Origin of the sequence: Novosphingobium sp. (genome assembly GCF_040398825.1) — a bacterium.
GTDB lineage: Bacteria > Pseudomonadota > Alphaproteobacteria > Sphingomonadales > Sphingomonadaceae > Novosphingobium.
The window spans coordinates 1-21,049 of sequence record NZ_JBBATI010000010.1 but is presented as its reverse complement, the minus strand read 5'-3'; the positions used below and the strand labels follow the sequence as shown (position 1 = coordinate 21,049).

Sequence of the window (21,049 nt, the reverse complement as noted above, 5' to 3'; positions counted from 1 at the left end):
CATGCGTCGTTGGTCGAACCCGGTTCCATTGCGCAGCCATCACGACGCGGGCGCAAATCCATTGCACGATGGCACCCGTTGCGATATCTTACCTGTTCTTACCACGGGAGCGCGCGATGGCCGGACGGGTTACCACAACCGTGTCAACCAAGGGCCAGGTCATCCTGCCCAAGGCGATCCGCGATCAACTGCACTGGGCGCCGGGGACAAAGCTGATCGTTGAACAAACGCCGGCAGGCGTGCTGTTGAAATCCGCGCCGGTGTTTGCCGCCACAGGCATGGCGGCGGTGTTCGGTTCGCTGCGGCCAACCGGCCCGGCGCTGACGATTGACGCGATGAACGCCGTGATTGCCGATGAGGGCCGCCGGCGTGCGCGCGATTGATACCAATGTGGTCGTGCGGTTGCTGACCGCAGACCATGCCGAACAGGCGCTGGCCGCCCGCCAGGTGTTTGAAACCGGGGATATTTACATCGGGGTCACGGTTCTGCTCGAAGCGGAATGGGTGCTGCGTGCGGGATACGGTTTTCAGCCGGACCAGATCGTTGCCGCACTGCGCGCGCTGGCCGGGCTGCCCGGTGTGACGGTTGAAGACCCGGCTCTGGTGGCGATTGCACTCGACTGGTTGAGCCAGGGTCTCGATTTCGCCGACGCGCTGCATCTGGCGCGATCGCGCCAGTGCAGCGACTTTGTCACGTTCGATCAAAAATTCGCCCGGCGCGCGAAAACGCTGCCGACAATCCCGGTGGTGGTTCCGTAAAGCGGCGCGTCAAACCGGCAACAGCCCCTCGTCCGCAATCTTTTTGCGCCACACCAGCGGGGCCAGCTGGTGCACATTCTGCCCGGCGCTGTCGACGGCCACGGTCACCGGCATGTCTTCGACCGTGAATTCATAGATCGCCTCCATGCCCAGGTCTGCAAACCCGACCACGCGCGATTGCTTGATCGCGCGCGCAACCAGATAGGCCGCGCCGCCGACCGCCATCAGATAGGCCGATTTGTGTTCGGCAATCGCCTGCGTCGCCGCCGCGCCGCGTTCCGCCTTGCCCACGCAGGCCAGCAGGCCCTGGCCCAGCATCATGTCCATGAACTTGTCCATGCGGGTCGCCGTGGTCGGCCCGGCCGGGCCGACGACTTCGTCGCGCACCGGATCGACCGGGCCGACATAATAGATCACCCGGCCCTTGAAATCGACCGGCAGCGGCTCACCCCGGGCCAGCATGTCCTGGATGCGTTTGTGCGCCGCGTCGCGCCCGGTCAGCATGCGGCCATTCAGCAGCAGGCGGTCGCCCTGTTTCCACCCCTGCACATCGGCGGCGGTCAGCGTGTCCAGATCGACGCGCTTGGCCGCGGCATCGGGCGTCCAGTGGACATCCGGCCATTCATCCAGCTTTGGCGCTTCCAGAAAGCTGGGCCCCGTTCCGTCGAGCACGAAATGCGCGTGGCGCGTGGCGGCGCAATTGGGGATCATCGCCACCGGCTTGCCCGCGGCATGGCAAGGCGCATCCATGATCTTGACATCCAGGATGGTGGAAAGCCCGCCCAGCCCTTGCGCGCCAATGCCCAGCGCGTTGACCCGATCATAGATTTCGATGCGCAGGGCCTCGATATCGGTCTGCGCCCCGCGCTGTTTCAGCTGCGCCATGTCGATCGGTTCCATCAGCGCTTTTTTGGCCAGCAGCATGCAATGTTCGGCGGTGCCGCCAATGCCGATGCCCAGCATGCCGGGCGGGCACCAGCCCGCGCCCATCTGCGGCAGCATTTCCACCACCCAGTCGACGATCGAATCGCTGGGGTTCATCATCTTGAATTTGGATTTGTTTTCGCTGCCGCCGCCCTTGGCCGCGACATCGACGCTGATGGTACTGCCCGGCACCATATCGACATGCAGCACGCACGGGGTGTTGTCGCGGGTGTTGCGGCGGGTGAACGCGGGGTCGGCCAGGATCGATCCGCGCAGCTTGTTGTCGGGGTTGAGATAGGCGCGGCGCACGCCTTCATCGACCACGTCCTGCAGGCTGAGATCGCTGTCCAGCCGGCAATTCTGGCCCCAGGCGATGAACACGTTGACGATGCCGGTGTCCTGGCAGATCGGGCGATGGCCCTCTGCGCACATCCGGCTGTTGGTCAGGATCTGGGCGATTGCGTCCTTGGCTGCGGGGCCCTGTTCGGCGTCATAGGCCACGCTCAGCGCGCGGATGTAATCCATCGGGTGGAAAAAGCTGATGTACTGCAACGCGTCGGCCACGCTGTCGATCAGATCAGCTTCGCGGATTGTCACCATTTCTGCCATGGAATCTGCACCTTTCACCGGGGGGAGCGGGCCGGTGTCGACCGCGAAACGCGCCCGTTCGAACGCTTCGAGTCAGACCCTTCGACCAACGCCCTTACCCCTCGACGGACGACATGCAAATAACTTGGCGCAGGCATGGCGATAATCTAGAGGTTCGGCGACACTGCCTGGGGGCAGCCCCGCGCCACGGGCGCCGGTGGACAGTATGGCAACGAGGGACGTGATGACCTTGGTGAAAGAACGCGTCGGGCATGCAACCGCGCGCCGGGCAATGATCGACAGCCAGTTGCGCGTCAGCGGGGTTAATGACCCGGCGATACTGGCGGCCTTTGCCAGCGTCGCGCGCGAAGATTTCGTGCCCGCAGGCGCGCGCGCGATTGCCTATATGGACCGTGCCGTGCCGTTGGGCGATGGCACCGTGCTGGCGCCCGCGCTGACGCATGGCCAGATGCTGACCGTGGCAGAGGTTTCGCCTGCCGATCACGTGCTGGTGATCGGGCAGCCCGGTACTTATCTGGCGGCGCTGGTGGCGCAGCTGGGGGCCAAGGTTTCCGTGGCCGCGCCCGATGCGGACTGGGGCTTTGCATCGCCCTATTCGCTGGTGCTGATCGACGGTGCGATTGCGGTGGCACCGCCGGCGCTGGTGGCCGTGCTGGCCGACCATGGCCGCGTGGTGACCGGACTGGTTGAACGCGGCGTGATGCGGCTGGCCACCGGGCGCCGCGTGCTGGGTGATCTGGTGCTGACCATGCTGGCAGAGGCGGATTTTGCCGCGCTGCCGGCCTTTGCCGCCAAGAAAAGCTGGAGCTTCTGATTTCGATGCCTGATGTGGGACGGTGCGCGCGCCACCGCCGGTTGCCGGCAGTTGCGGCGCTGATAATGGCGGCGCCGCTGGCGCTTGCGGCCCTGCCAGCGCGGGCGGAAACCCTGCGCGAAGCACTGGTTGCCGCCTATCGCAACAATCCCGATCTGGCCTCTGCCCGGGCAACCCAGCGCGCGACCGACGAAAATGTGCCGATCGCGCGGGCGCGGGCGCTGCCCAGCCTGCAGGGATCGGTCAATTACGCGCACACGCTGGAAAAGCAGGCCTATGGCGCGTTCGATTTCTATCCCACCGATACGTTTCAGGCGACCACCTCGTTCAACGCGCCGCTCTATGCCGGTGGCGGCACCCGCAGCGCGATCAGCGCGGCGCGCACCCGCGTGGCCGAAGGCGCGGCCACCTTGCGCAGCACCGAAACATCGGTGTTTTCCAGTGTGGTGACCGCCTATCTCGATGTCACGCTGGATGCCGCGATCGTCGCGCTCAACCGCAAGAATGTCGCGGTGCTGGAAATCAACCTGAAGGCGACCAGCGACCGCTTTGAAATCGGTGATGTCACGCGCACCGATGTGGCGCAGTCGAATTCGCGGCTGGCGCAGGGTCGCGCCACCTTGCGCACCTCTGAATCCAACCTGATCGGTGCGCGCGAACGTTATATACAGGTGGTCGGCCACGCGCCCGACCAGCTTGATCCGCCGCCGCCGCTGGCCGGATTGCCGCATGCGCCCGACGATGCGGTGCAGATCGCGCTCGATGCCAATCCCGATCTGATCGCGGCACGGCTGTCGACCAAGGCTGCCGGCTATGACATCAAGACCGCCGATGCCACCCGCCTGCCGACCGTGTCGGTGGTCGGGTCGACCGCCTATACCAACTATCTGGGCACCCTGCCGCAAAGCTCTGGGCTGACCGGCAGCCTGCCGCACACCGGATCGGCGCAGATCGGGCTGCAGGCCACCATCCCGTTTTATCAGGGCGGTTTGCCCAGCGCGCAGATCCGCGCAGCGCAGGCACGCGAAGGCGCCGCCGACGAACACGAAATTTCGGTAGAACGCGAAGTGATCGCCACCGTGCGCGCCGATTTTGCCGCATACCGCTCGGCCAATGACGCAATCGGGCTGAACCAGACCGCAGTCGCGGCCGCCGCGCTCAGCCTGGAGGGCGTGCGCGCGGAAAACACCGTGGGCAACCGCACCATCCTGAACATCCTGGATGCGGAACAGGAACTGGTCAACGCGCAGGTCAATCTGGAAACCGCGCGCCGCAACGCCTATGTCGCCGGGTTCAACCTGCTGGCCGCCATGGGCAAGGCACAGTCGCGCGATCTGGCGCTGGATGACGAACTGGGCGCCGCGCTTTACGATCCGCAAGTGCACTATGACCATGTCGCGCGCGACATGTCGGACTGGCACCGCGATCCCGAACCGGTACGCACCTCCACCTCCACCCGCACCACGCCGGCACAGGATGCCACGGTTCCGTCATTACCGCTGCCGTGATAAGCCGTCGGGCGGCGACTGATTCGCGCAATGCGGCGGGGGCAATGGAACGGAACATGCGGCAGGCTGGCGAACCTTCGGTCGAAGAGATTCTGGCGTCGATCAAAAAGGTGATCGCGCGCGACAACCGCGTCGATGCGGCGCGGCGCGATGACGCCCGCCCGAACAGCGTCCGCAGCGATGCCACCGCGCGTGCCCGCGCCGGCGATGTGCTCGATCTGGGTGACAGCGCGGCCGAAATGCTGGGCGATGATCGCACACCGCCTGCGCAGTCAACGCGTGGCCAGCGCCATGCCGAACCCGACGATGATGACGGCGAAGGCGCTTTGCTGAACGAGGCGACTGCCACCGCGATGCGCGATTCGCTGGCAGCGCTGGCGATGCTGTCGCAGCCGGGCGCGCGACCACAAATCGTGCGGTCGGGGGAAACCTCGCTCGAAGGGTTGGCGCGCGATCTGTTGCGGCCGATGCTGGCGGAATGGCTGGATCAGCATCTGCCGGGCATGGTGGAGCGGATGGTCGCCGCCGAAATCGCCCGGATCCTCCACAAAAAAGCCTGATTGGCACTTAGCAACGTGGCCCGACCAACACCGGAACTGCTCGATCCCGCGCGCTATCGCCACCGGATCGAAATTACCTCGCGCTTTGCCGATCTCGATCCCAACGATCATATCAACAACGTGGCGATGGCCGCGATGATCGAAGATGCGCGGGTGCGCTTTGCCATGGGCGCCGGGCTGAAACCCGACCGCAGCCCTGGCGGGCGGCGCTTTGTGGTTGCTGCGATCGAAATCAACTATCTGGCGCAGGCGCATTTTCCCGATCCGCTGGTCTGTCTGGCGGCGCCGGTTGCCACCGGCCGCACCAGCTGGACACTGCACCAATTGTTGATGCAGAACGACCGCGCCGTGGCCACCGCCCGGTCGGTAATGGTGGTCACCGTCGATGATCAACCGGTGCCGCTGGGCGCCGACATGCTGGCAGCGCTGGCGCCCTGGATGCTGCAATGACCCACACCCCGAAAGACATCGCAGAGGCGGTGCAAGTCGTCGAAAAGCTGGGCGGATTCGCGCCGCGTCGGCACATTTTCCTGTGCGTCGATCCCGACAAGGACAAGTGCGCCCCGCGCAAGCAGGGCCAGGAAAGCTGGTCGTTCCTCAAAAAGCGGCTGGGCGAACTGGGGCTTGGCGGATCGGCAGGCGTGCTGCGGACCAAGGCGGGGTGTTTGCGCGTGTGTGTCGCGGGGCCGGTCGCAGTCGTCTATCCCGAGGGCGTGTGGTACCATTCGTGCAGCCCCGCGGTGCTGGAACGGATCGCGGTCGAACACTTGCGCGATGGCCACCCGGTCGAAGAATATCGGATCATGCCGCCAGCCATTACCCCAGCAACCAGCGCCCCAACAGCCGCCCGAACGGAAACGTAAAAAATCCGGCGATCAGCAGCGCGCCGGTCACCAGTGCCCGAATCGTGCGGCGATGTTTTGCCACGGCATGCCGTCGCGCATTGAACACCGCCAGCGGCACCGCAAACAGCACCAGCAGCGACAACAGATGGATCGGGCTGAACTGTCCGGATCGCAAGGTGCGCACCAGCAGGCTGTCGGCCGCGCTGGTCACCATGCCCATGGCCCAGATCCAACCCAGCACGCGATGCCTGCGCGTGCCGCGCCGTTGCCACAACAGCACCGGGGTTAGCGCCAGCACCACGATCATCGCGGTCAGATGGACCCACACCACCACAGGCACCAGCGCCCAATGTGCGTGACCGCGCAGCACCGCGACGGCGACGAGCGCCAGCAGGAGGGTGGCCGCCAAGCCCAGCGCGCGTTCATAGCAATCAGGCGCGTTACTGCCCATCGATCATCGCGGCAAAATCGCGGATGCCGCGATCGGGGTGGCGCGGGGTGACGTGGCGGTACAGTTCGGCCACTTGCATCATATCGGCGCGGTAATCGCCGGTCGGCATGATTGCCGGGCCCAGCCCGCCGGTACGCCGGCCATAATCCATGAATCCCACCACCATCGGCACCTGCGCCGCCAGTGCGATGTGGTAAAACCCGGTGCGCCAGGATTGCACCCGGCTGCGCGTGCCTTCGGGTGCGATGGTCAGTGCAAACCGGTCGCGGCGCGCAAATTCATCGACCATCGCGCGCACCATGTCGTGGCGGCCCGACCGGTTGACCGAAATTCCGCCCATATCGCGCATGAACCCGCCCATCGGCCAGCGAAACAGGCTGTCTTTGGCCATGAAATGCGCATCGATGCCCAATTCCTGCGTCAGCCCCAGGAAATAGACAAAATCCCAGTTCGACGTGTGCGGCGCGGCGATGATGACATAGCGCCCATCGGGCGGCGCGGTGCCCTCTGCCCGCCAGCCCTGGCGCCGGTAAAATGCCAGCAGCGCGGCGCGCGTCCAGCGCGATATGGGCCCGATGGGCATGGTCGTATCGGTCATGAAGCTCCCCCGCCCAGTGTTTACACGGCAAACCCGCCCAAGTCGAACGCCTGTTCGGATGGCTTGCCGCGCAGGCGCAGCGGTGCTTTAGCGGGGCGGTGCGGTTGACCGGGATGGATGCGTCATGGGTTTGTTCGATAATGCCAAGCTGCGGCGCATTGTCCACGCCGGCTGGCACGGGCTGTGCCCCGAATGCGGCAAGGCATCGATGTTCAACGGCTGGCTGAAACTGGTCGCGCGCTGCCCGGCCTGCGGTCTGGATTACAAATTTGCCCATGCCGACGATGGCCCGGCGTTCTTTGCGCTGTGCCTGACCGCATTTCCGCTGATCTTTGTCGTGGTGTGGGTGCAGGTCGCGTTCGATCCGCCGTGGTGGGTCCACGCGCTGGTATCGGCGCCGATCCTGGCGGTGGGCTGCCTGGGATCGCTGCGCCCGTTCAAAGGCTGGCTGGTTGCATCACAATACCTGAACAACGCGGCGTGATGCTTGGCTGCACTGACGTGCAGTCAGACCGCCCGCCCCGCCGCCCCACCCGACCACCAATGATACCATCATGCTGTGGTGGTCGGGTGGGGCGGCGGGGCGGGCGGTCTGGGTTGCGCAAAAGCGCGACCAATTACAAACTGCGATAATCGGCGATTACCGCGCCGCAACGCGCCAGATCTTCCTCATGCCCGGCTTCGCGCCACGTTTCGGCCAGCGCGGCGGTTTCCCATTCGCGCATCGCCGGGTGCGCCAGCATCGTTTCCACCCATTGCTGCCCGCGCGGGCCCACATCGAGACCATACGTGCGGATGCGGAACGCCACCGGCGCATAGAACGCGTCTGCCGCGGTAAAGTCCGGCCCCGCCAGCCAGGGTCCACCAAACCGGCCAAGGCCCTGTTCGAAAATTTCCCCGATCCGGGCAATGTCGCGCGCCAGATCGGCACCGATGTCTGGCAGCCGTGCGCGCACGCCGACATTCATCGTGCATTGGTTGCGCAGGGCCGAAAACCCGCCATGCATTTCCGCCACCACGCATTGTGCATAGGCGCGGGCGGCCGGGTCCTGCGGCCATACCCCGGGGTGACGGTCGGCCAGATACATCGTGATGCCGAGCGAATCCCACAGTTGCACATCGCCATCGATCAGCGCAGGCACCTGGCCGGTTGGCGAAAAGGCGCGGAATTCCTGCCAGTTGGACGGCTTTGTAAACGGTTCGATGCGGTCTTCAAACGCGATGCCCAGCCCGCGCAGCAGCACCCACGGGCGCAGTGACCAGCTGGAATAGTTGCGGTTGGCGGTGATCAGCGTGATCACCTGGGTCACACCACGTAATGCGCCGTGGTCTTTGCCGCCACTTCGTCGGCACTGACCCCGGGCGCGCATTCGACCAGGCGGAACGGGCTGGCATGGTCAGGCCGGCTGAACACCGCCAGGTCGGTCACGATCATGTCCACCACATTGCGGCCGGTCAGCGGCAAAGTGCAGGCGGGGATGAACTTGGCGCTGCCATCCTTGGCGCAATGTTCCATCACCACGATGATCTTTTTGACCCCGGCGACCAGGTCCATCGCCCCGCCCATGCCCTTGATCATCTTGCCGGGCACCATCCAGTTGGCGATGTCGCCGTTTTCGGCCACTTCCATCGCGCCCAGCACGGTCAGGTCGATGTGCCCGCCGCGGATCATGGCAAAGCTGGCGGCGCTGTCGAAATAGGACGATTGCGGCAGTTCGCTGATGGTCTGTTTGCCGGCATTGATCAGATCGGCATCAACCTCGTCATCATAAGGGAACGGCCCGATCCCCAGCATGCCGTTTTCCGATTGCAGCGTTACCTCGATCCCGGCGGGGATATGATTGGCCACCAGCGTCGGGATGCCGATGCCCAGATTGACATAGAACCCATCCTGCAATTCGCGCGCCGCGCGTGCGGCCATTTCGTCGCGGGTCCAGCCTTTGGTTTCCTGGCCCATCATGCAATCTCCCGGCTGCGCGTCGTGCGAAATTCGATCTGCTTGTCATAGGGCGCGCCCACGATCAGGCGCTGCACATAGACGCCGGGCAGGTGGATGGCATCGGGATCAAGGCTGCCGGTGGGCACGATCTCTTCAACCTCGACCACGCAGACCTTGCCGCATTGCGCCGCCGGCACGTTGAAATTGCGCGCAGTCTTGCGGAACACCACATTGCCACTCGCGTCGGCTTTCCACGCCTTGACCAGCGCCAGATCGGCAAAGATGCCGCGTTCGAGGATGTATTCCTGCCCGTCGAAGGTTTTCACTTCCTTGCCCTCGGCCACCAGCGTGCCGACGCCCGTCTTGGTGTAAAACCCCGGAATGCCAGCGCCGCCAGCGCGCATCCGTTCGGCCAGGGTGCCCTGCGGGCAGAATTCCAGTTCCAGCTCACCCGACAGATACTGCCGTTCGAATTCCTTGTTCCCGCCGACATAGGACGCCATCATTTTTTTGACCTGATGCGTGCGCAACAGCTTGCCGATACCTTCGTTGTCGATCCCGGCGTTGTTGGATGCAAAGGTCAGGTCCTTCACCCCGGATTCGCACACGGCATCCAGCAGGCGTTCGGGCACACCGCACAGGCCGAACCCGCCGCAGGCAATCAGCAGCCCGTCACGCAGCAATCCGTCAAGCGCGGCCGCGGCGTCGGGATAAAGCTTGTTGGCCATCGTTCACTCCGTTGTGCGGCGGGCCGGTGCCAGGCGTCGCAGCAACCCGATTGCAAGCTTGTGCCGATTGATCAATCCCCAAAACGCAAGGCTGTGTGGTGATGGCGTGCGATTGATCATTCACCCGGCATGGCCGGCCGCGAATCACGTGCCCCCAATCAGGCGGGCAGGGCCAGGCCCAGCGCCGCCGACAGATCGGCCAACGCCTGTGCGCCGCTGGTGACCTTGATCGCGTGCATGCCCAGCGCCGCCGCCGGTTTGCAATTGATGCCCAGGTCATCCAGATAGATACAGGCCGCGGGTGCGACCCCCAGCCGGTCACACATCATGGTGTAGATGCGCGGATCGGGCTTGCGCAGCGCGACTTTCGAACTTTCGATCACGTGTTCGAATCGCGCAAAGATCGCTTCGATTGCGTCGGCATGGTCGCTGCTGCGGGCCATCCCCGCGCCATGGCCGGTGGGCACGTTGTTGGTGATGCAGCCCAGCCGATAGCCGGCGGTGTGCAAGGCATCGAGCGCGGCGACCATCGCCGGCCGCACTGCGCCCGCCAGCACGGCCAGCACCGCCGCGCCATCCAGCGCATGGCCCAGCGCCTGTGCCTCGGCCGCGAACAGGCGGTCAAACTGCGCAGCATCGATCTCGGCGCGTTCAAACCGCGCCCAGGCATTGCTGTCAGGGTTGATCGTGTTGACCCGCCGCACAAAGTCGCGCGGCAGGCCACGGTCGGACTCCAGCCGGTTGAACGCTTCGAACGGCGACGAGGTGATCACTCCGCCAAAATCGAAAATCACCGCTTCGAACCGGCGTTGCGCAGTCATCAGTGCACCCCTGTCTATTTCGCGCCCCAGCCCTTAAACGCTCGCTTAATCGGGGCAAGTGGTGAATGGTTGCGAAATTGATCTGGATCATGGTTGATTCAAGGCTCGGGGGGCACACCGATGCACACTTGAACAAGGACGATCCCCATGCGCTCCATTCTATGCCCTGTCGACAATTCCGGATCACTTGATGACCGCGTTGAAACCGCGCTGGCGCTGGCCCGCGTGGTGGAAGGCCATGTGACCTTTCAGATCGCGACGCCGTTTGCCGAAATGGCGTTGTGGGAACCGTTTGGCGGTGCCGCGCTGTCTGCCGAAGTGATGAACCAGGTGCGCGTTGCCGATGAAAAGCTGGCCAGCGACCTGGATGCCCGGCTGGCCCCGCAGGATGTCGCGTTCGATGTCGTGGTGGTGGACGAAGGCCGCATCGAAGGCGTCGCCAGCGCATCGCGCTATACCGATCTGATCGTCACCAGCCTGGATGATCCCGCGCTGGAGGAAATCGGCCTGGGTGTGCGGGTGCCGGTGCTGGCGGTGCCAATGGGTGCGCCGTTGCTGGCGTTTGACCGCCCGGTGGTGGTGGCGTGGGATGGCGGACACGAAGGTGCGACCGCCCTGCGCGCCGCGCTGCCGCTGTTGCGGATGGCCAGTTCGGTGCATCTGTTGACGGTGCGCGAAAAGGGCGACGATTACCCCGCCGCTGCCGCCGCCAGCTATCTGTCGCGCCACGACATCCACGCCGAATGTCACGAGGCCGAACGCCATGGCACGATTGCCGCGACGATCGCCGATTTTGCGCGCGACCACGGCGCCGGGCTGATCGTGATGGGGCTGTTCGGCAAAAGCCGCTTGCGCGAATTGCTGCTGGGCGGGGTGTCGCGCGCGCTGCTCGACCGGTCGGAAGTGCCACTGTTTCTGATGCATTGATGCGGGGGCTGGCGATTCGCGGTTGACGCCGGTCGCGTGGCGCGGCGATGTTGGCATGTCGCGCGAACGGGTCGCGCCAGTCATCGGGAACATGCCATGCCATCCAGACATCGTGTTGCGCTTTTTGCGGCGTCATCCATCGCCCTCGCCGCGCTGATCGCGCTTGCCCCGGTTACAGCTGTTGCGCATGGCCATCATGGCTCTGCGGCGCATGACGATCACGCCCCGGTCTCGGCCGCGCAGATCGCCGGCGCGATTGCGGATGCGGGGCGCAGCGCCGACAATCGCGCGCTTGATGCCGGGCGCAAGCCCGATGCGATGCTGGCCTTCAGCCATTTGCGGCGCGGTGATGCCGTGGCCGATTGGGGCGCGGGCGCCGGGTATTACAGCGAATTGCTGGCCGATGCCGTCGGCCCGCATGGGGTGGTCTATGCTGTGGGCATCGCCGCCAATTACGAGACAGCCAAATGGCAACCGCTGCTGAAGCGCCACCAGAACGTGCGCCCGTTTTTCGTAAGCGGTGGGGCAGAGGCGCTGGCTCCGGCCTGCCTCGATGAAATTTTCACCCACCTGGATTATCACGATCTCTATTGGTCGTCGGACAAATACCATTATCCGGTGCGCGATGTGGATGCCGTCCTGCGCAACTGGTTTGCCGCGCTGCGCCCGGGCGGGCGGGTGATCGTGATCGACCATGCCGCCAATCCCGGTGATCCACGCGAAACCGCTGACAAATTTCACCGCATCGATCCGGCCCGGGTGCGCAGCGATTTTGCCCGCGCAGGTTTCGTGCTGGACGAAGAAAGCAGCGTGCTGCACCGCGAAGACGACCCCCACACGGCAGAGGTGTTTGACCCCGCCATACGCGGCCATACCGACCGGTTTGCGATGCGTTTCATCAAACCGGGAAAATGACGGATAAGCTGCTTTGCAAACGTGTGCCGACATCGGTGTCAGGGATCGGTATGGATGCAAAAAACGCAATCGGAATGGCCGATTTCGCATTTGCACAATTTTGGTGTGCGGCGCATACCGATCCTGCCTTTCAGGCATCCTCTCCCAAAACTTTCCGCCCGGCCGGCAACGGCCGGGCTTTTTTTGGGTTGGTTTCGGGGGGTGGCCGCAATCGCAGGGTTTATGCCCCTGACTCTGCGACCTTGACGCAACCGCCCGGTTTGCGTATCGGCCACGGCCTGATTCCCGAGCGTGTGCGTGCTGGCCAGACAGATTCTCTGTCGCGCCTGTTCCTATCGTGTCCCGGCCCATTCGAACAATAAGAGCATTTTGACATGAAGCGCACCTTTCAGCCCAGCAACCTTGTCCGCGCCCGCCGTCACGGCTTTCGCGCCCGCATGGCGACTGTCGGTGGTCGAAACATCCTGCGCGCACGCCGTGCACGCGGCCGCAAGAAACTGTCGGCCTGAACGCCGTACCCGGCAACGCGGGCACGCTGATGTCGGCCGGGGCTGAACCGGCCGAATCGGGCCCGGTGCCTGGATCACAGGTTGATCCGCCAGCGATTGCGCCTGCGCCGATAACCATGCGTGTGGCCATCATCCGCAACCGATCCGATTTTGTTGCTGCAAACCACGGAATCCGGGTCGCCAGGCCCGGATTTGTGCTGTTGGTGCGGCCCGATGTGCAGGGCGTCGATCGCGTGCGGTTTGGCGTTACGGTTACGCGCAAGATCGGCAATGCGGTGTGCCGCAACCGCATGAAGCGGCGGTTTCGCGCGCTGCTGCGCGATATTCTGCCCACCCGCGGCATGCCGGGCGCGGACCACGTGCTGATCGGGCGCGAAGGCGGGATCGAACGCGATTTTGCCGCGCTGCGTGGCGAACTCGAAGCGGCGCTGGCGCGGGTTGCCGCGGGCAAGGGCGATCCGCCGCGCCGCCCGCGTCCGCCTGGTGCGGGCAAACGGCGATGACCCGGCCCAAACTCCTGCAACGGGGCTTGGTCCTGCTGGTCCGGGCCTGGCAGATCGGCCCATCGGCGGTGACCCCGCCCACCTGTCGCTACCTGCCGACATGCTCGGCCTATGCGATCGAGGCGCTTGAACGCCACGGTGCGATAAGGGGTGGTTGGCTGACGATGAAGCGGCTATTGCGCTGCCATCCATGGGGGGGCAGCGGCTACGATCCGGTGCCGTGATGCCCCTGTTTGGAATGACACTTTTTTGTACCGGCCCCATGCGCCCGCGCCAGGTTCACCCCTGATCGGTGCGACGGAGCCGGCCCCTGACACCAATTGACGCGAGGCAGAGTGGAAAATCAGCGCAACATGATCCTGGCGGTGGTCCTGATGGGGATCATCCTGATCGGCTGGGACACGGGCCTGCGTTACGTCTATCCGCATATGGGGCAAAAACCGGCGGTGGCCGCTGCTGCCGGCGGTGGTGCCCGTCCCTTGGCGACACCGGCGGTTCCCGGTGGCACAACGGCCGGAACGCCCGCGCCTGCCGGTACCGACGCCACCCCTGCCAAGCCGACCCGCGAAGGCGGTCTGCAATCCGACGCCGACCAGAAAGTCGAAGCGCAGGATCTGAAAGCCGCGCTGGCCGCACCCACACGCGTGGCGATCGACGCGCCGGGCATCAAGGGCTCGATCAACCTTGTCGGCGCGCTGATCGATGATGTCACGCTCAACCGCCATCGCGAAACCGCCGATGCCAACAGCGCGCCGGTGCGGATGTTTTCCCCCGCCGGCACGCCTGCGCAGTATTTTGCGCAAGCGGGCTGGGTGGGCGAAAATGGCGTGCAGACGCCCGGCGGCAATACGCTGTGGCAGGCGGACGGGCGTCGGCTGACCCCGGCCACACCGGTCACCTTGCGCTGGACCAACCCCACCGGGCAGACTTTTGCCATCCGTTATGCCGTCGATGCCGATTATATGCTGACCGCAACCCAAAGCGTGACCAACGCCGGGACCGGCGCGGTCGTGGTGCGGCCGTTCGCGCTGATCAACCGCACCGAACGCACCGCCAGCCTCGATACCTGGCAGATCCATTCGGGCCCGATCGGTGCGTTTGACGGCACCGTCAATTTCGCCAGCCATTATAAGGACGTGACCACCGCAGGCCAGATCGTCCCGGCCGGCCGCGCCAACTGGATCGGGTTTACCGACATCTATTGGCTGTCGGCTATGGTGCCCGATGCGGGCACGCATCCCACCGGCAGCTATCGCGCACTGGGCAATGGCCTGTACCGCGCCGATCTGGTTTATGATCCGGTCACGGTCGCCGGCGGCGCGACCGCCACGCAATCGCTGCGACTGTTTGCCGGAGCGAAGGAAAACAGCCTGCTCGAAGCCTATGAAGCGCAAGGCATCCCCAATTTTTCGCTGGCGATCGACTGGGGCTGGTTCCGCTGGTTTGAAAAGCCGATTTTCTGGCTGCTCGACACGCTGTTCCACACCGTGAAGAATTTTGGCGTGGCGATCATCCTGCTGACGCTGATCGTGCGCGGGATGATGTTCCCGGTGGCACAGCGGCAGTTCGCGTCGATGGCCGCCATGCGCGCGATCCAGCCGAAGATGAAGGCGATCCAGGAACGCTACAAGGATGACAAGCCGCGCGCCCAACAGGAAGTGATGGCGCTGTACAAGGCCGAAGGGGTCAACCCGCTGGCCGGCTGCCTGCCGATGTTCCTGCAGATTCCGGTGTTTTTCGCGCTGTACAAGGTGCTGGTGCTGACCATCGAAATGCGTCACCAGCCATTTGTGTGGTGGATTCGCGATCTGTCTGCACCCGATCCCAGCCATGTGCTCAACCTGTTCGGGCTGCTGCCGTTCACCCCGCCCGGGTTCCTGGCGATCGGCGTGCTGGCGATCCTGCTGGGCACGACGATGTGGTTGCAGTTCAAACTGCAGCCCGCCGCGATGGACCCGTCGCAACAGCAGATCATGGCGATCATGCCGTGGATGATGATGTTCGTGATGTCGACGTTTGCATCGGGGCTGTTGCTGTACTGGACCACGTCAAACCTGCTGACGATCGCGCAGCAGCGGTTTTTGTACAGCCGCCACCCCACGCTGAAGGCACAGGCGACCAAGGACCAGACCGACATCGACCGGCAGGTGAAGCGGGAACGCAAGTCGTCCACCACCGGGATCTCCAAGACGGAAGACCTGACTTGAGCGCCACCGGCCCCGACGCCGAAGGCCTGCGGCTGATGGCGCTGGAGGAACGCGCGCGCGCGCTGTTTTCCGGCCGTGTCGAATTTCTGAAATCGGCGCCTTCGCTCAAATTCCTGCCCGATCCGGAACAGCCGGAAATCGCCTTTTCCGGCCGGTCGAACGTCGGCAAATCGTCGCTGCTGAACGCGGTGACCGGGCGCAAATCGATCGCCCGTGCCTCGGTCACGCCGGGCCGCACGCAGGAATTGAACTGGTTTGAAGTGGGTGATCCGACGCTGCTGCGGCTGGTCGACATGCCCGGCTATGGCTTTGCCAAGGCGCCACCCAAAGTGACCGAGGCCTGGCGCAAGCTGGTGCGCGATTTCCTGCGCGGGCGGGTGGTGCTGAAACGCACGCTGGTGCTGATCGATTCGCGTCACGGGGTCAAACCCGTCGATGTGGAAATGATGGCGATGCTGGATGAGGCCGCCGTCGGCTATCGCCTGGTGCTGACCAAATCCGACAAAGTGCGGAGCGACGAACTGGCTGCGGTGCATGCCGCGACCGAGGTGGAGGCGCGCAAGCACATCGCGGCCTATCCCGGCGTGCTGGTGACTTCGGCCGAAAAGCACACCGGCATTGCCGCGCTGCGCGCCGCAATTCTGGACGACGCGGCGATCTGAACCGGCAGGAGCATTTTCCGCGTGATGAAACTGGTGATCGGCAACCGCAGGTATTCCAGCTGGTCGTTGCGCGGCTGGCTCGCCTGTCGCCAGTCGGGGCTGCCGTTCACCACCGAGGTCGTGCCGTTGTACGGGCCGGATTGGCCCGACGTGCGGCGGGCCATGCCCGAAATCGCGCCATCGGCGGGCAAAGTCCCGATCCTGTGGCATGATGACGCCGTGGTGTGGGACAGCCTGGCGATCATGGACTATCTGGCCGACCGCGTCGGGCGTGACCGGTTCTGGCCGCGCGATCCTGCTGCCGCCGGGCTGGCGCGGGCGATGGTGGCGGAAATGCACGCCGGCTTTGCGGCTTTGCGCAGCGCACTGCCGATGAACCTGGGGCGTGATCCGGCGCCGATTGCGCTGAACGATGCGGTCACCGCCGATATCAACCGTGTGCTGACGCTGTGGGCAGAGGCGCGCGCGCGCCATGGCCAGGGTGGTCCGTTCCTGTTTGGCGCGTTCGGTGCCGCTGACATTGCCTTTGCCCCGGTGGCATTGCGGCTGATCATTTATGCCGTGGCCTTGCCCGGCTTTGCGCAAAGCTATGTGGCGGCGTTGTCTGAACACGCGTGGATCGGCGAATGGCACAATGCGGCACAGGCCGAACCCTGGCGTATCACCGCCTTTGAACGTGCGGGGGGCGCGGCATGACGGTCGATTGTGATCCGGTGGTGCTGACCGAACGGTTGATCGGTTGTGACAGCGTGACGCCCGCCACCGGGGCGGTGTTTGCGGAACTCGCGGCGATGCTCGCCCCGCTGGGGTTTGCGGTGCAGCGCTTTGTTGCGGGTGAAGCGCCCGATGGCCCGGTGGAAAACCTGATCGCGGTGCGCCAGGGCCCGCCCGCCACGCGGCACTTTGCCTTTGCCGGTCATCTCGATGTCGTGCCGCCGGGCGCCGGCTGGGCCAGTGCGCCGTTCGTGGCGGCGCGGCGGGGTGATCTGCTGTATGGCCGCGGCGCGGTGGACATGAAGGGCGCGATCGCCGCGATGGTGGCCGCCGTGGCGCAGATCCCGGCCAATGCCGGCACGATCAGTTTCCTGATCACCGGTGATGAAGAAGGTCCGGCGCGGTTCGGCACGGTGGAAATTATCGCCCGCCTGCGCGATGCCGGGCTGGTGCCCGATCTGTGCCTGGTGGGCGAACCGACATCGGTCCACCGGCTGGGCGACATGGTCAAGATCGGCCGGCGCGGTTCGGTCAACATGTGGCTGACCGCCGATGGCGCGCAGGGGCATGTCGCCTATCCGCACCTGGCCGACAACCCCATCCCGCGGCTGGTGGCGCTGCTGGGGGCGCTTGATGCCATGCCGCTGGATGAGGGCAGCGCGTGGTTTCAGCCGTCCAACCTGGAAGTGACCGACATTACCGTCGGCAACCCGGCCACCAACCTGATTCCGGCGCAAGCCACAGCGCGGCTGTCGATCCGCTTTAACGATCTGCAGCGCGGTGATGATCTGGTTGCGCGCGTCACCGCGCTGGCGGCGGCCCACCGGGTGGCGGTGCGCGCGGTGATTTCGGGGGAGGCGTTCATCACGCTGCCCGGCGCCTTTTCGACATTGGTCGCTGACGCGGTCACGGCCGAAACCGGGCTGACCCCCGAACTGTCCACGACCGGGGGCACATCCGACGCCCGTTTTTTGCGCGCGGTCTGCCCGGTGATCGAATTCGGCCTGACCAACGCGACGATGCACAAGACCGATGAGGCTGTGGCCCTGGCCGACCTGGCGGTGTTGACCCGCATCTACCGGCGCATCGCGCTGGCCGCGCTGGCTTGACGCGCCTGAAAGCCCCTCCCCTCAGGGGAGGGGTTGGGGAGGGGTGTGCGACGCCCGAAATGTCGCACGCCATCGCGGCCTCGGACACCCCCACCCAACCCTCCCCCTGAGGGGGAGGGCCTTCTCTTCAGTGTCTTGCGCTGCTGTTCGTGATTGCCAGACCGCATCAGCGCGCCTTTCGCAACACGATATAGACCGCGCCTTCACCGCCGTGGCGCGGGCTGGCGCCGCGTACTGCCGCGATCGACCCGGCGTGCGCGCTGTGCGCCAGCCAGTCGAGCAGCTTTGCGCGGATCGCGCCGCGTCGTTCGCCGCGCGCGTCATGATCGCCATGCGGGCGCGATTTGCCGGCGATCAGCAGGATTACCCGTGCGCCCATGGCCTGCGCCTGCGCGATGCCGCCGATCAGCCGGGCGTGCGCGGTGTCCAGGTTCATGCCGTGCAGGTCGATCGTCACATCGGGCACGATCGCCCCGCGCGCCAGCTTGCGATCCCAACTGCCATCCAGCCCGTCGCTGGTCAGCGCCCGCTTGGCAGGTAGGGGTGCGGCGGGCGGTACCGGTGCCGGGGGCACGCGCCCGCGCGCGCGTTTGGCCGGGGGTGCGGGGGATGGGTCGGGCACTGCGGCAGCGGGTGGCGCCGCGACTGATGGCGGCGGCGCTGCAACCGGATGCAGCGGGGTGACTGTCGCGGCGACCCGTCGCCACAGCGCCGTTTCATCGGCGCTCAATCCGCGCGGGGCCGGCCTCATCGGTGTGGCAGGCGGGCGAATGTACCCTTTGGCACCAGCACCAGCGCGGTGCCGCGCGCGCTCATCCCGCCGGCAATCCGCCGCGCGTCGGCCCCGGCGCCCCAGAAACTGTCGAACCGGTTGGCGCCTTTGATCGCGCCGCCGGTATCCTGCGTCACCCACAGCCCCGCGACCTCGGCCCGGTCGGTGGTCAGCAACACCGGTGCGCCCAACGGCACAAACGCCGGGTCTGCCGCCAGCGTCACGCGCGGGGTGACCGGCACCGACAGCGCGCCGACCGGGCCGGTATTGGGATCGCCGGCAATCGCGGTGGTGTCGCGGAAAAAGATGAAGCTGCGGTTCTGGCGCATCAGCGCACGGCCTTGCGCCGGGTTTTCGCGGATATAGCGCAGGATGCCCTGCATCGATCCGGCATATTGCCCGGGCCCCGTGCCGATCAGCGCCGATGCGCTCATCAGGCTGCCGATGCCGGTATAGGCCCAGCCATTTTCGCCGGCATAGCCGATGCGCATGATCGTGCCATCGGGCGCGCGCAACCGGCCCGAACCCTGCACCTGCAAAAAGAACAGCTCGGCCGGGTCTGCCGCCCATGCGATTTCCAGGCCCTGGCCGGCCAGCGCACCATCCTCGATCTGCGCGCGATCCCAATACGGCACGAAGATACCGTTGGCATCATAACGGCCCAGCGGTTCGCGGCCATCCGCGTTGGGCACTGCGTCGCCCGGGCGGGCGCGCACCAGATCGGGCGGCAGGCGATAGACCGGGATGTCAAACCCTGGCAGGTGGCTGCGCGCGCCGGCGATTTCGGGCTCGTAATAGCCGGTGACATAGGTCGTGCCGGCGCCAACCATGACGGTTTCGAACCAAGTTGCGAAAAAGCGCGCGGCATCGTCCTGTGGCCAGGCTGCGGCGGCCTGGCACGGTGCGGCCCAATCCTGCGGCAGGGTCAACCCGCTGGCATCGCCGCGCAGCGCCATCCGTGCACAACTGGCGGCAAAGGCCCTTAATGCGGCCCGGCTGCCTGGCGCCGATGCCACGAGCGATGAGACGGGTGGACCACGCCGCACCCCGGCCTGAAGCGCATTGGCGGTAACCGGCGGGCGGGTGTGAACCGGCGCGCCATGGTCGGGCGGCGGAATGATTCGTCCGCAGGCGGACAGCAGCGCCAGCGCTGCCAGCCATGCGCCCGCACGCCTGATCATCGTGACCTCAGCCCTGGTCGGTTTCGTCGAGCTGCCAATCGGGGTCGCGTGAGGTCAGATCGCGGGTAAAGGTCCACAAATCGTGGCTTTCGATCGCATCGTTCAGCGATCCGGCGACCAGCGTGCCTTCACCATTGCGCGTGACCGAGGCAATATCGGCGACAAACCGCACCGCGATGGTGGCCACCGGCGCGGCATAGCTGGCGGTAACGATGCGGGCATCGTTGATGCGGATCAGCCGGGCATCGATGGTTTCCGCCGCCACATTGCGTTCATCGATCGCGGCCGCAAAACTTTCATAGACCGCGCGCTCGCAAAGTTGCGCCAGCGCATCCTTGTCCCCGCGCCAGAACGTTTCCAGCACCATGCCATAGGCCGATTTGGCTCCGGTCAGAAACAGGCTGACATCAAACCGGCGATCGGCGGCAATGATCGCGCGGATTCCAGCCTCTGCCCCAGCATCGAACCCGGCCGGTTCGACCGGTGCGCCTGCGGTGCGCGACGGCATCGGTGCCTTTTCGGTCAGCTTTGCCGGCAGCCCGCGCGGGCTGGCCTGTGGATCGGGTTGTTCGATCCGGCGACGCAACGGCTCGTCGCTGTCTTCAGGACGGCGCCCCAGCACGGCATAAAGCCGCAGGCCAAGGAACACGGCGATCATCGCCAGGATGATAATTTCTACAATCACTCGCCCAATTCCCGCATGCCAAATTCCTGCATCGGCGTCTGACTGACAACAGGTTCACGCAATGGATTCGCGTGGCATGCTGCTTCGATCAAACCATAGTGTGCCAAAGATAGATACCTTTTACAAATGAACAACCGATGGACGACAGATTGTTGCATATCCGTGGCAAAAAAGAAGGTTCCTTGGGTGCATCGCACCAAGGGACACGGTGCCATACGCACTAACTTAGCCCCCAAGCGTCGCCCCGGGCTTAACTGTACAGACCGGAGTCAAGGCGAACACATGTACGGGGACATGGTGGACGGGTTT

The 21,049-nt window shown here is 65.2% G+C and carries 27 protein-coding genes; 17 read left to right on the top strand and 10 right to left on the bottom strand.

Annotated features, from left to right (window positions below):
* Positions 1–116 precede the first annotated feature (116 nt).
* Together ABWP89_RS07140 and ABWP89_RS07135 are read left to right on the top strand one after the other, a co-directional pair.
* A complete protein-coding gene (locus ABWP89_RS07140) occupies positions 117–383 on the top strand; it encodes an AbrB/MazE/SpoVT family DNA-binding domain-containing protein (RefSeq protein WP_353228219.1) in 267 nt (88 codons plus the stop codon).
* Complete coding sequence (locus ABWP89_RS07135; RefSeq protein WP_353228218.1) at positions 370–759, top strand: type II toxin-antitoxin system VapC family toxin; 390 nt, start codon at positions 370–372, stop codon at positions 757–759. Before ABWP89_RS07140 ends, ABWP89_RS07135 begins: the two co-directional genes overlap by 14 nt.
* A 9-nt stretch (positions 760–768) precedes the next feature.
* Here ABWP89_RS07135 and ABWP89_RS07130 read toward each other — a convergent pair whose 3' ends face one another.
* Positions 769–2,292, bottom strand: coding sequence for a fumarate hydratase (locus ABWP89_RS07130; protein ID WP_502915256.1), 1,524 nt, complete (start codon positions 2,290–2,292; stop codon positions 769–771).
* A 223-nt stretch (positions 2,293–2,515) separates the two neighbouring features.
* On the opposite strand from ABWP89_RS07130, the gene ABWP89_RS07125 reads away from it, so the two are divergent.
* The 5 genes from ABWP89_RS07125 (at position 2,516) to ABWP89_RS07105 (ending at position 6,037) form a co-directional block, all read left to right on the top strand.
* Positions 2,516–3,106 carry a protein-L-isoaspartate O-methyltransferase family protein gene (locus ABWP89_RS07125; RefSeq protein ID WP_353228216.1) on the top strand — a complete coding sequence of 197 codons (591 nt, stop codon included), beginning with the start codon at positions 2,516–2,518 and terminating at the stop codon, positions 3,104–3,106.
* A gap of 65 nt (positions 3,107–3,171) precedes the next feature.
* A complete protein-coding gene (locus ABWP89_RS07120; protein ID WP_353228215.1) occupies positions 3,172–4,614 on the top strand; it encodes a TolC family outer membrane protein in 1,443 nt (480 codons plus the stop codon).
* A gap of 56 nt (positions 4,615–4,670) precedes the next feature.
* Positions 4,671–5,174 carry a DUF2497 domain-containing protein gene (locus ABWP89_RS07115; RefSeq protein ID WP_353228213.1) on the top strand — a complete coding sequence of 168 codons (504 nt, stop codon included), beginning with the start codon at positions 4,671–4,673 and terminating at the stop codon, positions 5,172–5,174.
* 15 nt (positions 5,175–5,189) lie between these two features.
* Positions 5,190–5,624: an acyl-CoA thioesterase gene (locus tag ABWP89_RS07110; RefSeq protein ID WP_353228212.1), complete on the top strand. Its 435-nt coding sequence runs from the start codon at positions 5,190–5,192 to the stop codon at positions 5,622–5,624.
* The gene (locus ABWP89_RS07105; protein WP_353228211.1) at positions 5,621–6,037 is read left to right on the top strand and encodes a (2Fe-2S) ferredoxin domain-containing protein; all 417 of its coding nucleotides are present in this window, start codon (positions 5,621–5,623) and stop codon (positions 6,035–6,037) included. The genes ABWP89_RS07110 and ABWP89_RS07105 overlap by 4 nt, the downstream gene beginning before the upstream one ends.
* On the opposite strand, the gene ABWP89_RS07100 is transcribed toward ABWP89_RS07105, so the two are convergent.
* A complete protein-coding gene (locus tag ABWP89_RS07100) occupies positions 5,991–6,428 on the bottom strand; it encodes a DUF2306 domain-containing protein (RefSeq protein ID WP_353228210.1) in 438 nt (145 codons plus the stop codon). The genes ABWP89_RS07105 and ABWP89_RS07100 overlap by 47 nt on opposite strands.
* Before the next feature lie 31 nt (positions 6,429–6,459).
* Complete coding sequence (locus ABWP89_RS07095) at positions 6,460–7,068, bottom strand: lysophospholipid acyltransferase family protein (RefSeq protein WP_353228208.1); 609 nt, start codon at positions 7,066–7,068, stop codon at positions 6,460–6,462.
* Positions 7,069–7,192: 124 nt separating this feature from the next.
* On the opposite strand from ABWP89_RS07095, the gene ABWP89_RS07090 reads away from it, so the two are divergent.
* Complete coding sequence (locus ABWP89_RS07090) at positions 7,193–7,552, top strand: DUF983 domain-containing protein (protein ID WP_353228207.1); 360 nt, start codon at positions 7,193–7,195, stop codon at positions 7,550–7,552.
* Between the two features lie 133 nt (positions 7,553–7,685).
* On the opposite strand, the gene ABWP89_RS07085 is transcribed toward ABWP89_RS07090, so the two are convergent.
* The 4 genes from ABWP89_RS07085 to ABWP89_RS07070 form a co-directional block, all read right to left on the bottom strand.
* Positions 7,686–8,369: a glutathione S-transferase family protein gene (locus ABWP89_RS07085; RefSeq protein ID WP_353228320.1), complete on the bottom strand. Its 684-nt coding sequence runs from the start codon at positions 8,367–8,369 to the stop codon at positions 7,686–7,688.
* A gap of 5 nt (positions 8,370–8,374) precedes the next feature.
* The gene (locus tag ABWP89_RS07080) at positions 8,375–9,025 is read right to left on the bottom strand and encodes a CoA transferase subunit B (protein WP_502915258.1); all 651 of its coding nucleotides are present in this window, start codon (positions 9,023–9,025) and stop codon (positions 8,375–8,377) included.
* On the bottom strand, positions 9,025–9,735 hold the full coding sequence (locus ABWP89_RS07075; protein ID WP_353228204.1) for a CoA transferase subunit A: 711 nt from the start codon (positions 9,733–9,735) through the stop codon (positions 9,025–9,027). Before ABWP89_RS07075 ends, ABWP89_RS07080 begins: the two co-directional genes overlap by 1 nt.
* A 158-nt stretch (positions 9,736–9,893) precedes the next feature.
* Positions 9,894–10,556 (bottom strand): HAD-IA family hydrolase, encoded by a 663-nt coding sequence (locus tag ABWP89_RS07070; RefSeq protein ID WP_353228202.1) that lies wholly within the window; start codon positions 10,554–10,556, stop codon positions 9,894–9,896.
* 147 nt (positions 10,557–10,703) lie between these two features.
* Here ABWP89_RS07070 and ABWP89_RS07065 point away from each other — a divergent pair, with 147 nt between their 5' ends.
* The 9 genes from ABWP89_RS07065 to dapE all read left to right on the top strand — a co-directional run bounded on the left by ABWP89_RS07065 (position 10,704) and on the right by dapE (position 18,102).
* A complete protein-coding gene (locus ABWP89_RS07065) occupies positions 10,704–11,483 on the top strand; it encodes a universal stress protein (RefSeq protein WP_353228201.1) in 780 nt (259 codons plus the stop codon).
* Positions 11,484–11,579: 96 nt separating this feature from the next.
* Positions 11,580–12,398: a class I SAM-dependent methyltransferase gene (locus ABWP89_RS07060; protein ID WP_353228200.1), complete on the top strand. Its 819-nt coding sequence runs from the start codon at positions 11,580–11,582 to the stop codon at positions 12,396–12,398.
* A 374-nt stretch (positions 12,399–12,772) separates the two neighbouring features.
* Positions 12,773–12,907 carry a 50S ribosomal protein L34 gene (gene rpmH, locus ABWP89_RS07055; protein WP_353228198.1) on the top strand — a complete coding sequence of 45 codons (135 nt, stop codon included), beginning with the start codon at positions 12,773–12,775 and terminating at the stop codon, positions 12,905–12,907.
* Between the two features lie 116 nt (positions 12,908–13,023).
* Complete coding sequence (rnpA, locus tag ABWP89_RS07050; protein WP_353228319.1) at positions 13,024–13,410, top strand: ribonuclease P protein component; 387 nt, start codon at positions 13,024–13,026, stop codon at positions 13,408–13,410.
* Entirely contained in the window at positions 13,407–13,634 is a 228-nt protein-coding gene (yidD, locus tag ABWP89_RS07045) for a membrane protein insertion efficiency factor YidD (RefSeq protein WP_353228197.1), read from the top strand. Before rnpA ends, yidD begins: the two co-directional genes overlap by 4 nt.
* 111 nt (positions 13,635–13,745) lie before the next feature.
* Positions 13,746–15,617: a membrane protein insertase YidC gene (yidC, locus tag ABWP89_RS07040; protein WP_353228196.1), complete on the top strand. Its 1,872-nt coding sequence runs from the start codon at positions 13,746–13,748 to the stop codon at positions 15,615–15,617.
* Positions 15,618–15,652: 35 nt separating this feature from the next.
* A complete protein-coding gene (yihA, locus tag ABWP89_RS07035; RefSeq protein WP_353228317.1) occupies positions 15,653–16,279 on the top strand; it encodes a ribosome biogenesis GTP-binding protein YihA/YsxC in 627 nt (208 codons plus the stop codon).
* Between the two features lie 24 nt (positions 16,280–16,303).
* Positions 16,304–16,975, top strand: coding sequence for a glutathione S-transferase family protein (locus ABWP89_RS07030; protein ID WP_353228195.1), 672 nt, complete (start codon positions 16,304–16,306; stop codon positions 16,973–16,975).
* The gene (gene dapE / locus ABWP89_RS07025) at positions 16,972–18,102 is read left to right on the top strand and encodes a succinyl-diaminopimelate desuccinylase (protein WP_353228194.1); all 1,131 of its coding nucleotides are present in this window, start codon (positions 16,972–16,974) and stop codon (positions 18,100–18,102) included. Before ABWP89_RS07030 ends, dapE begins: the two co-directional genes overlap by 4 nt.
* Before the next feature lie 166 nt (positions 18,103–18,268).
* Here the strand turns inward: dapE and ABWP89_RS07020 are convergent, their stop codons facing one another.
* The 3 genes from ABWP89_RS07020 to ABWP89_RS07010 are packed head-to-tail and all read right to left on the bottom strand — an operon-like array spanning position 18,269 to position 20,740.
* Positions 18,269–18,853, bottom strand: a complete 585-nt coding sequence (locus ABWP89_RS07020) for a Smr/MutS family protein (protein WP_353228193.1) — start codon at positions 18,851–18,853, stop codon at positions 18,269–18,271.
* Positions 18,850–20,055 (bottom strand): murein transglycosylase A, encoded by a 1,206-nt coding sequence (mltA, locus tag ABWP89_RS07015; RefSeq protein WP_353228192.1) that lies wholly within the window; start codon positions 20,053–20,055, stop codon positions 18,850–18,852. Before mltA ends, ABWP89_RS07020 begins: the two co-directional genes overlap by 4 nt.
* A 7-nt stretch (positions 20,056–20,062) precedes the next feature.
* Positions 20,063–20,740, bottom strand: a complete 678-nt coding sequence (locus ABWP89_RS07010) for a Tim44/TimA family putative adaptor protein (protein WP_353228191.1) — start codon at positions 20,738–20,740, stop codon at positions 20,063–20,065.
* Positions 20,741–21,049 lie beyond the last annotated feature (309 nt).

Bases quoted from the DNA above. Each gene is read 5' to 3' on its own strand.
- ABWP89_RS07125 (WP_353228216.1), top strand. From the start codon at position 2,516: ATGACCTTGGTGAAAGAACGCGTCGGGCATGCAACCGCGCGCCGGGCA.
- ABWP89_RS07030 (WP_353228195.1), top strand. From the start codon at position 16,304: ATGAAACTGGTGATCGGCAACCGCAGGTATTCCAGCTGGTCGTTGCGC.
- ABWP89_RS07020 (WP_353228193.1), bottom strand. From the start codon at position 18,853: ATGAGGCCGGCCCCGCGCGGATTGAGCGCCGATGAAACGGCGCTGTGG.
- yihA (WP_353228317.1), top strand. From the start codon at position 15,653: ATGGCGCTGGAGGAACGCGCGCGCGCGCTGTTTTCCGGCCGTGTCGAA.
- mltA (WP_353228192.1), bottom strand. From the start codon at position 20,055: ATGATCAGGCGTGCGGGCGCATGGCTGGCAGCGCTGGCGCTGCTGTCC.
- ABWP89_RS07105 (WP_353228211.1), top strand. From the start codon at position 5,621: ATGACCCACACCCCGAAAGACATCGCAGAGGCGGTGCAAGTCGTCGAA.
- rpmH (WP_353228198.1), top strand. From the start codon at position 12,773: ATGAAGCGCACCTTTCAGCCCAGCAACCTTGTCCGCGCCCGCCGTCAC.
- ABWP89_RS07075 (WP_353228204.1), bottom strand. From the start codon at position 9,735: ATGGCCAACAAGCTTTATCCCGACGCCGCGGCCGCGCTTGACGGATTG.
- ABWP89_RS07095 (WP_353228208.1), bottom strand. From the start codon at position 7,068: ATGACCGATACGACCATGCCCATCGGGCCCATATCGCGCTGGACGCGC.
- yidD (WP_353228197.1), top strand. From the start codon at position 13,407: ATGACCCGGCCCAAACTCCTGCAACGGGGCTTGGTCCTGCTGGTCCGG.
- ABWP89_RS07065 (WP_353228201.1), top strand. From the start codon at position 10,704: ATGCGCTCCATTCTATGCCCTGTCGACAATTCCGGATCACTTGATGAC.
- ABWP89_RS07080 (WP_502915258.1), bottom strand. From the start codon at position 9,025: ATGGGCCAGGAAACCAAAGGCTGGACCCGCGACGAAATGGCCGCACGC.
- ABWP89_RS07070 (WP_353228202.1), bottom strand. From the start codon at position 10,556: ATGACTGCGCAACGCCGGTTCGAAGCGGTGATTTTCGATTTTGGCGGA.
- ABWP89_RS07120 (WP_353228215.1), top strand. From the start codon at position 3,172: ATGGCGGCGCCGCTGGCGCTTGCGGCCCTGCCAGCGCGGGCGGAAACC.
- ABWP89_RS07115 (WP_353228213.1), top strand. From the start codon at position 4,671: ATGCGGCAGGCTGGCGAACCTTCGGTCGAAGAGATTCTGGCGTCGATC.
- rnpA (WP_353228319.1), top strand. From the start codon at position 13,024: ATGCGTGTGGCCATCATCCGCAACCGATCCGATTTTGTTGCTGCAAAC.
- ABWP89_RS07090 (WP_353228207.1), top strand. From the start codon at position 7,193: ATGGGTTTGTTCGATAATGCCAAGCTGCGGCGCATTGTCCACGCCGGC.
- ABWP89_RS07140 (WP_353228219.1), top strand. From the start codon at position 117: ATGGCCGGACGGGTTACCACAACCGTGTCAACCAAGGGCCAGGTCATC.
- ABWP89_RS07060 (WP_353228200.1), top strand. From the start codon at position 11,580: ATGCCATCCAGACATCGTGTTGCGCTTTTTGCGGCGTCATCCATCGCC.
- ABWP89_RS07130 (WP_502915256.1), bottom strand. From the start codon at position 2,292: ATGGCAGAAATGGTGACAATCCGCGAAGCTGATCTGATCGACAGCGTG.
- dapE (WP_353228194.1), top strand. From the start codon at position 16,972: ATGACGGTCGATTGTGATCCGGTGGTGCTGACCGAACGGTTGATCGGT.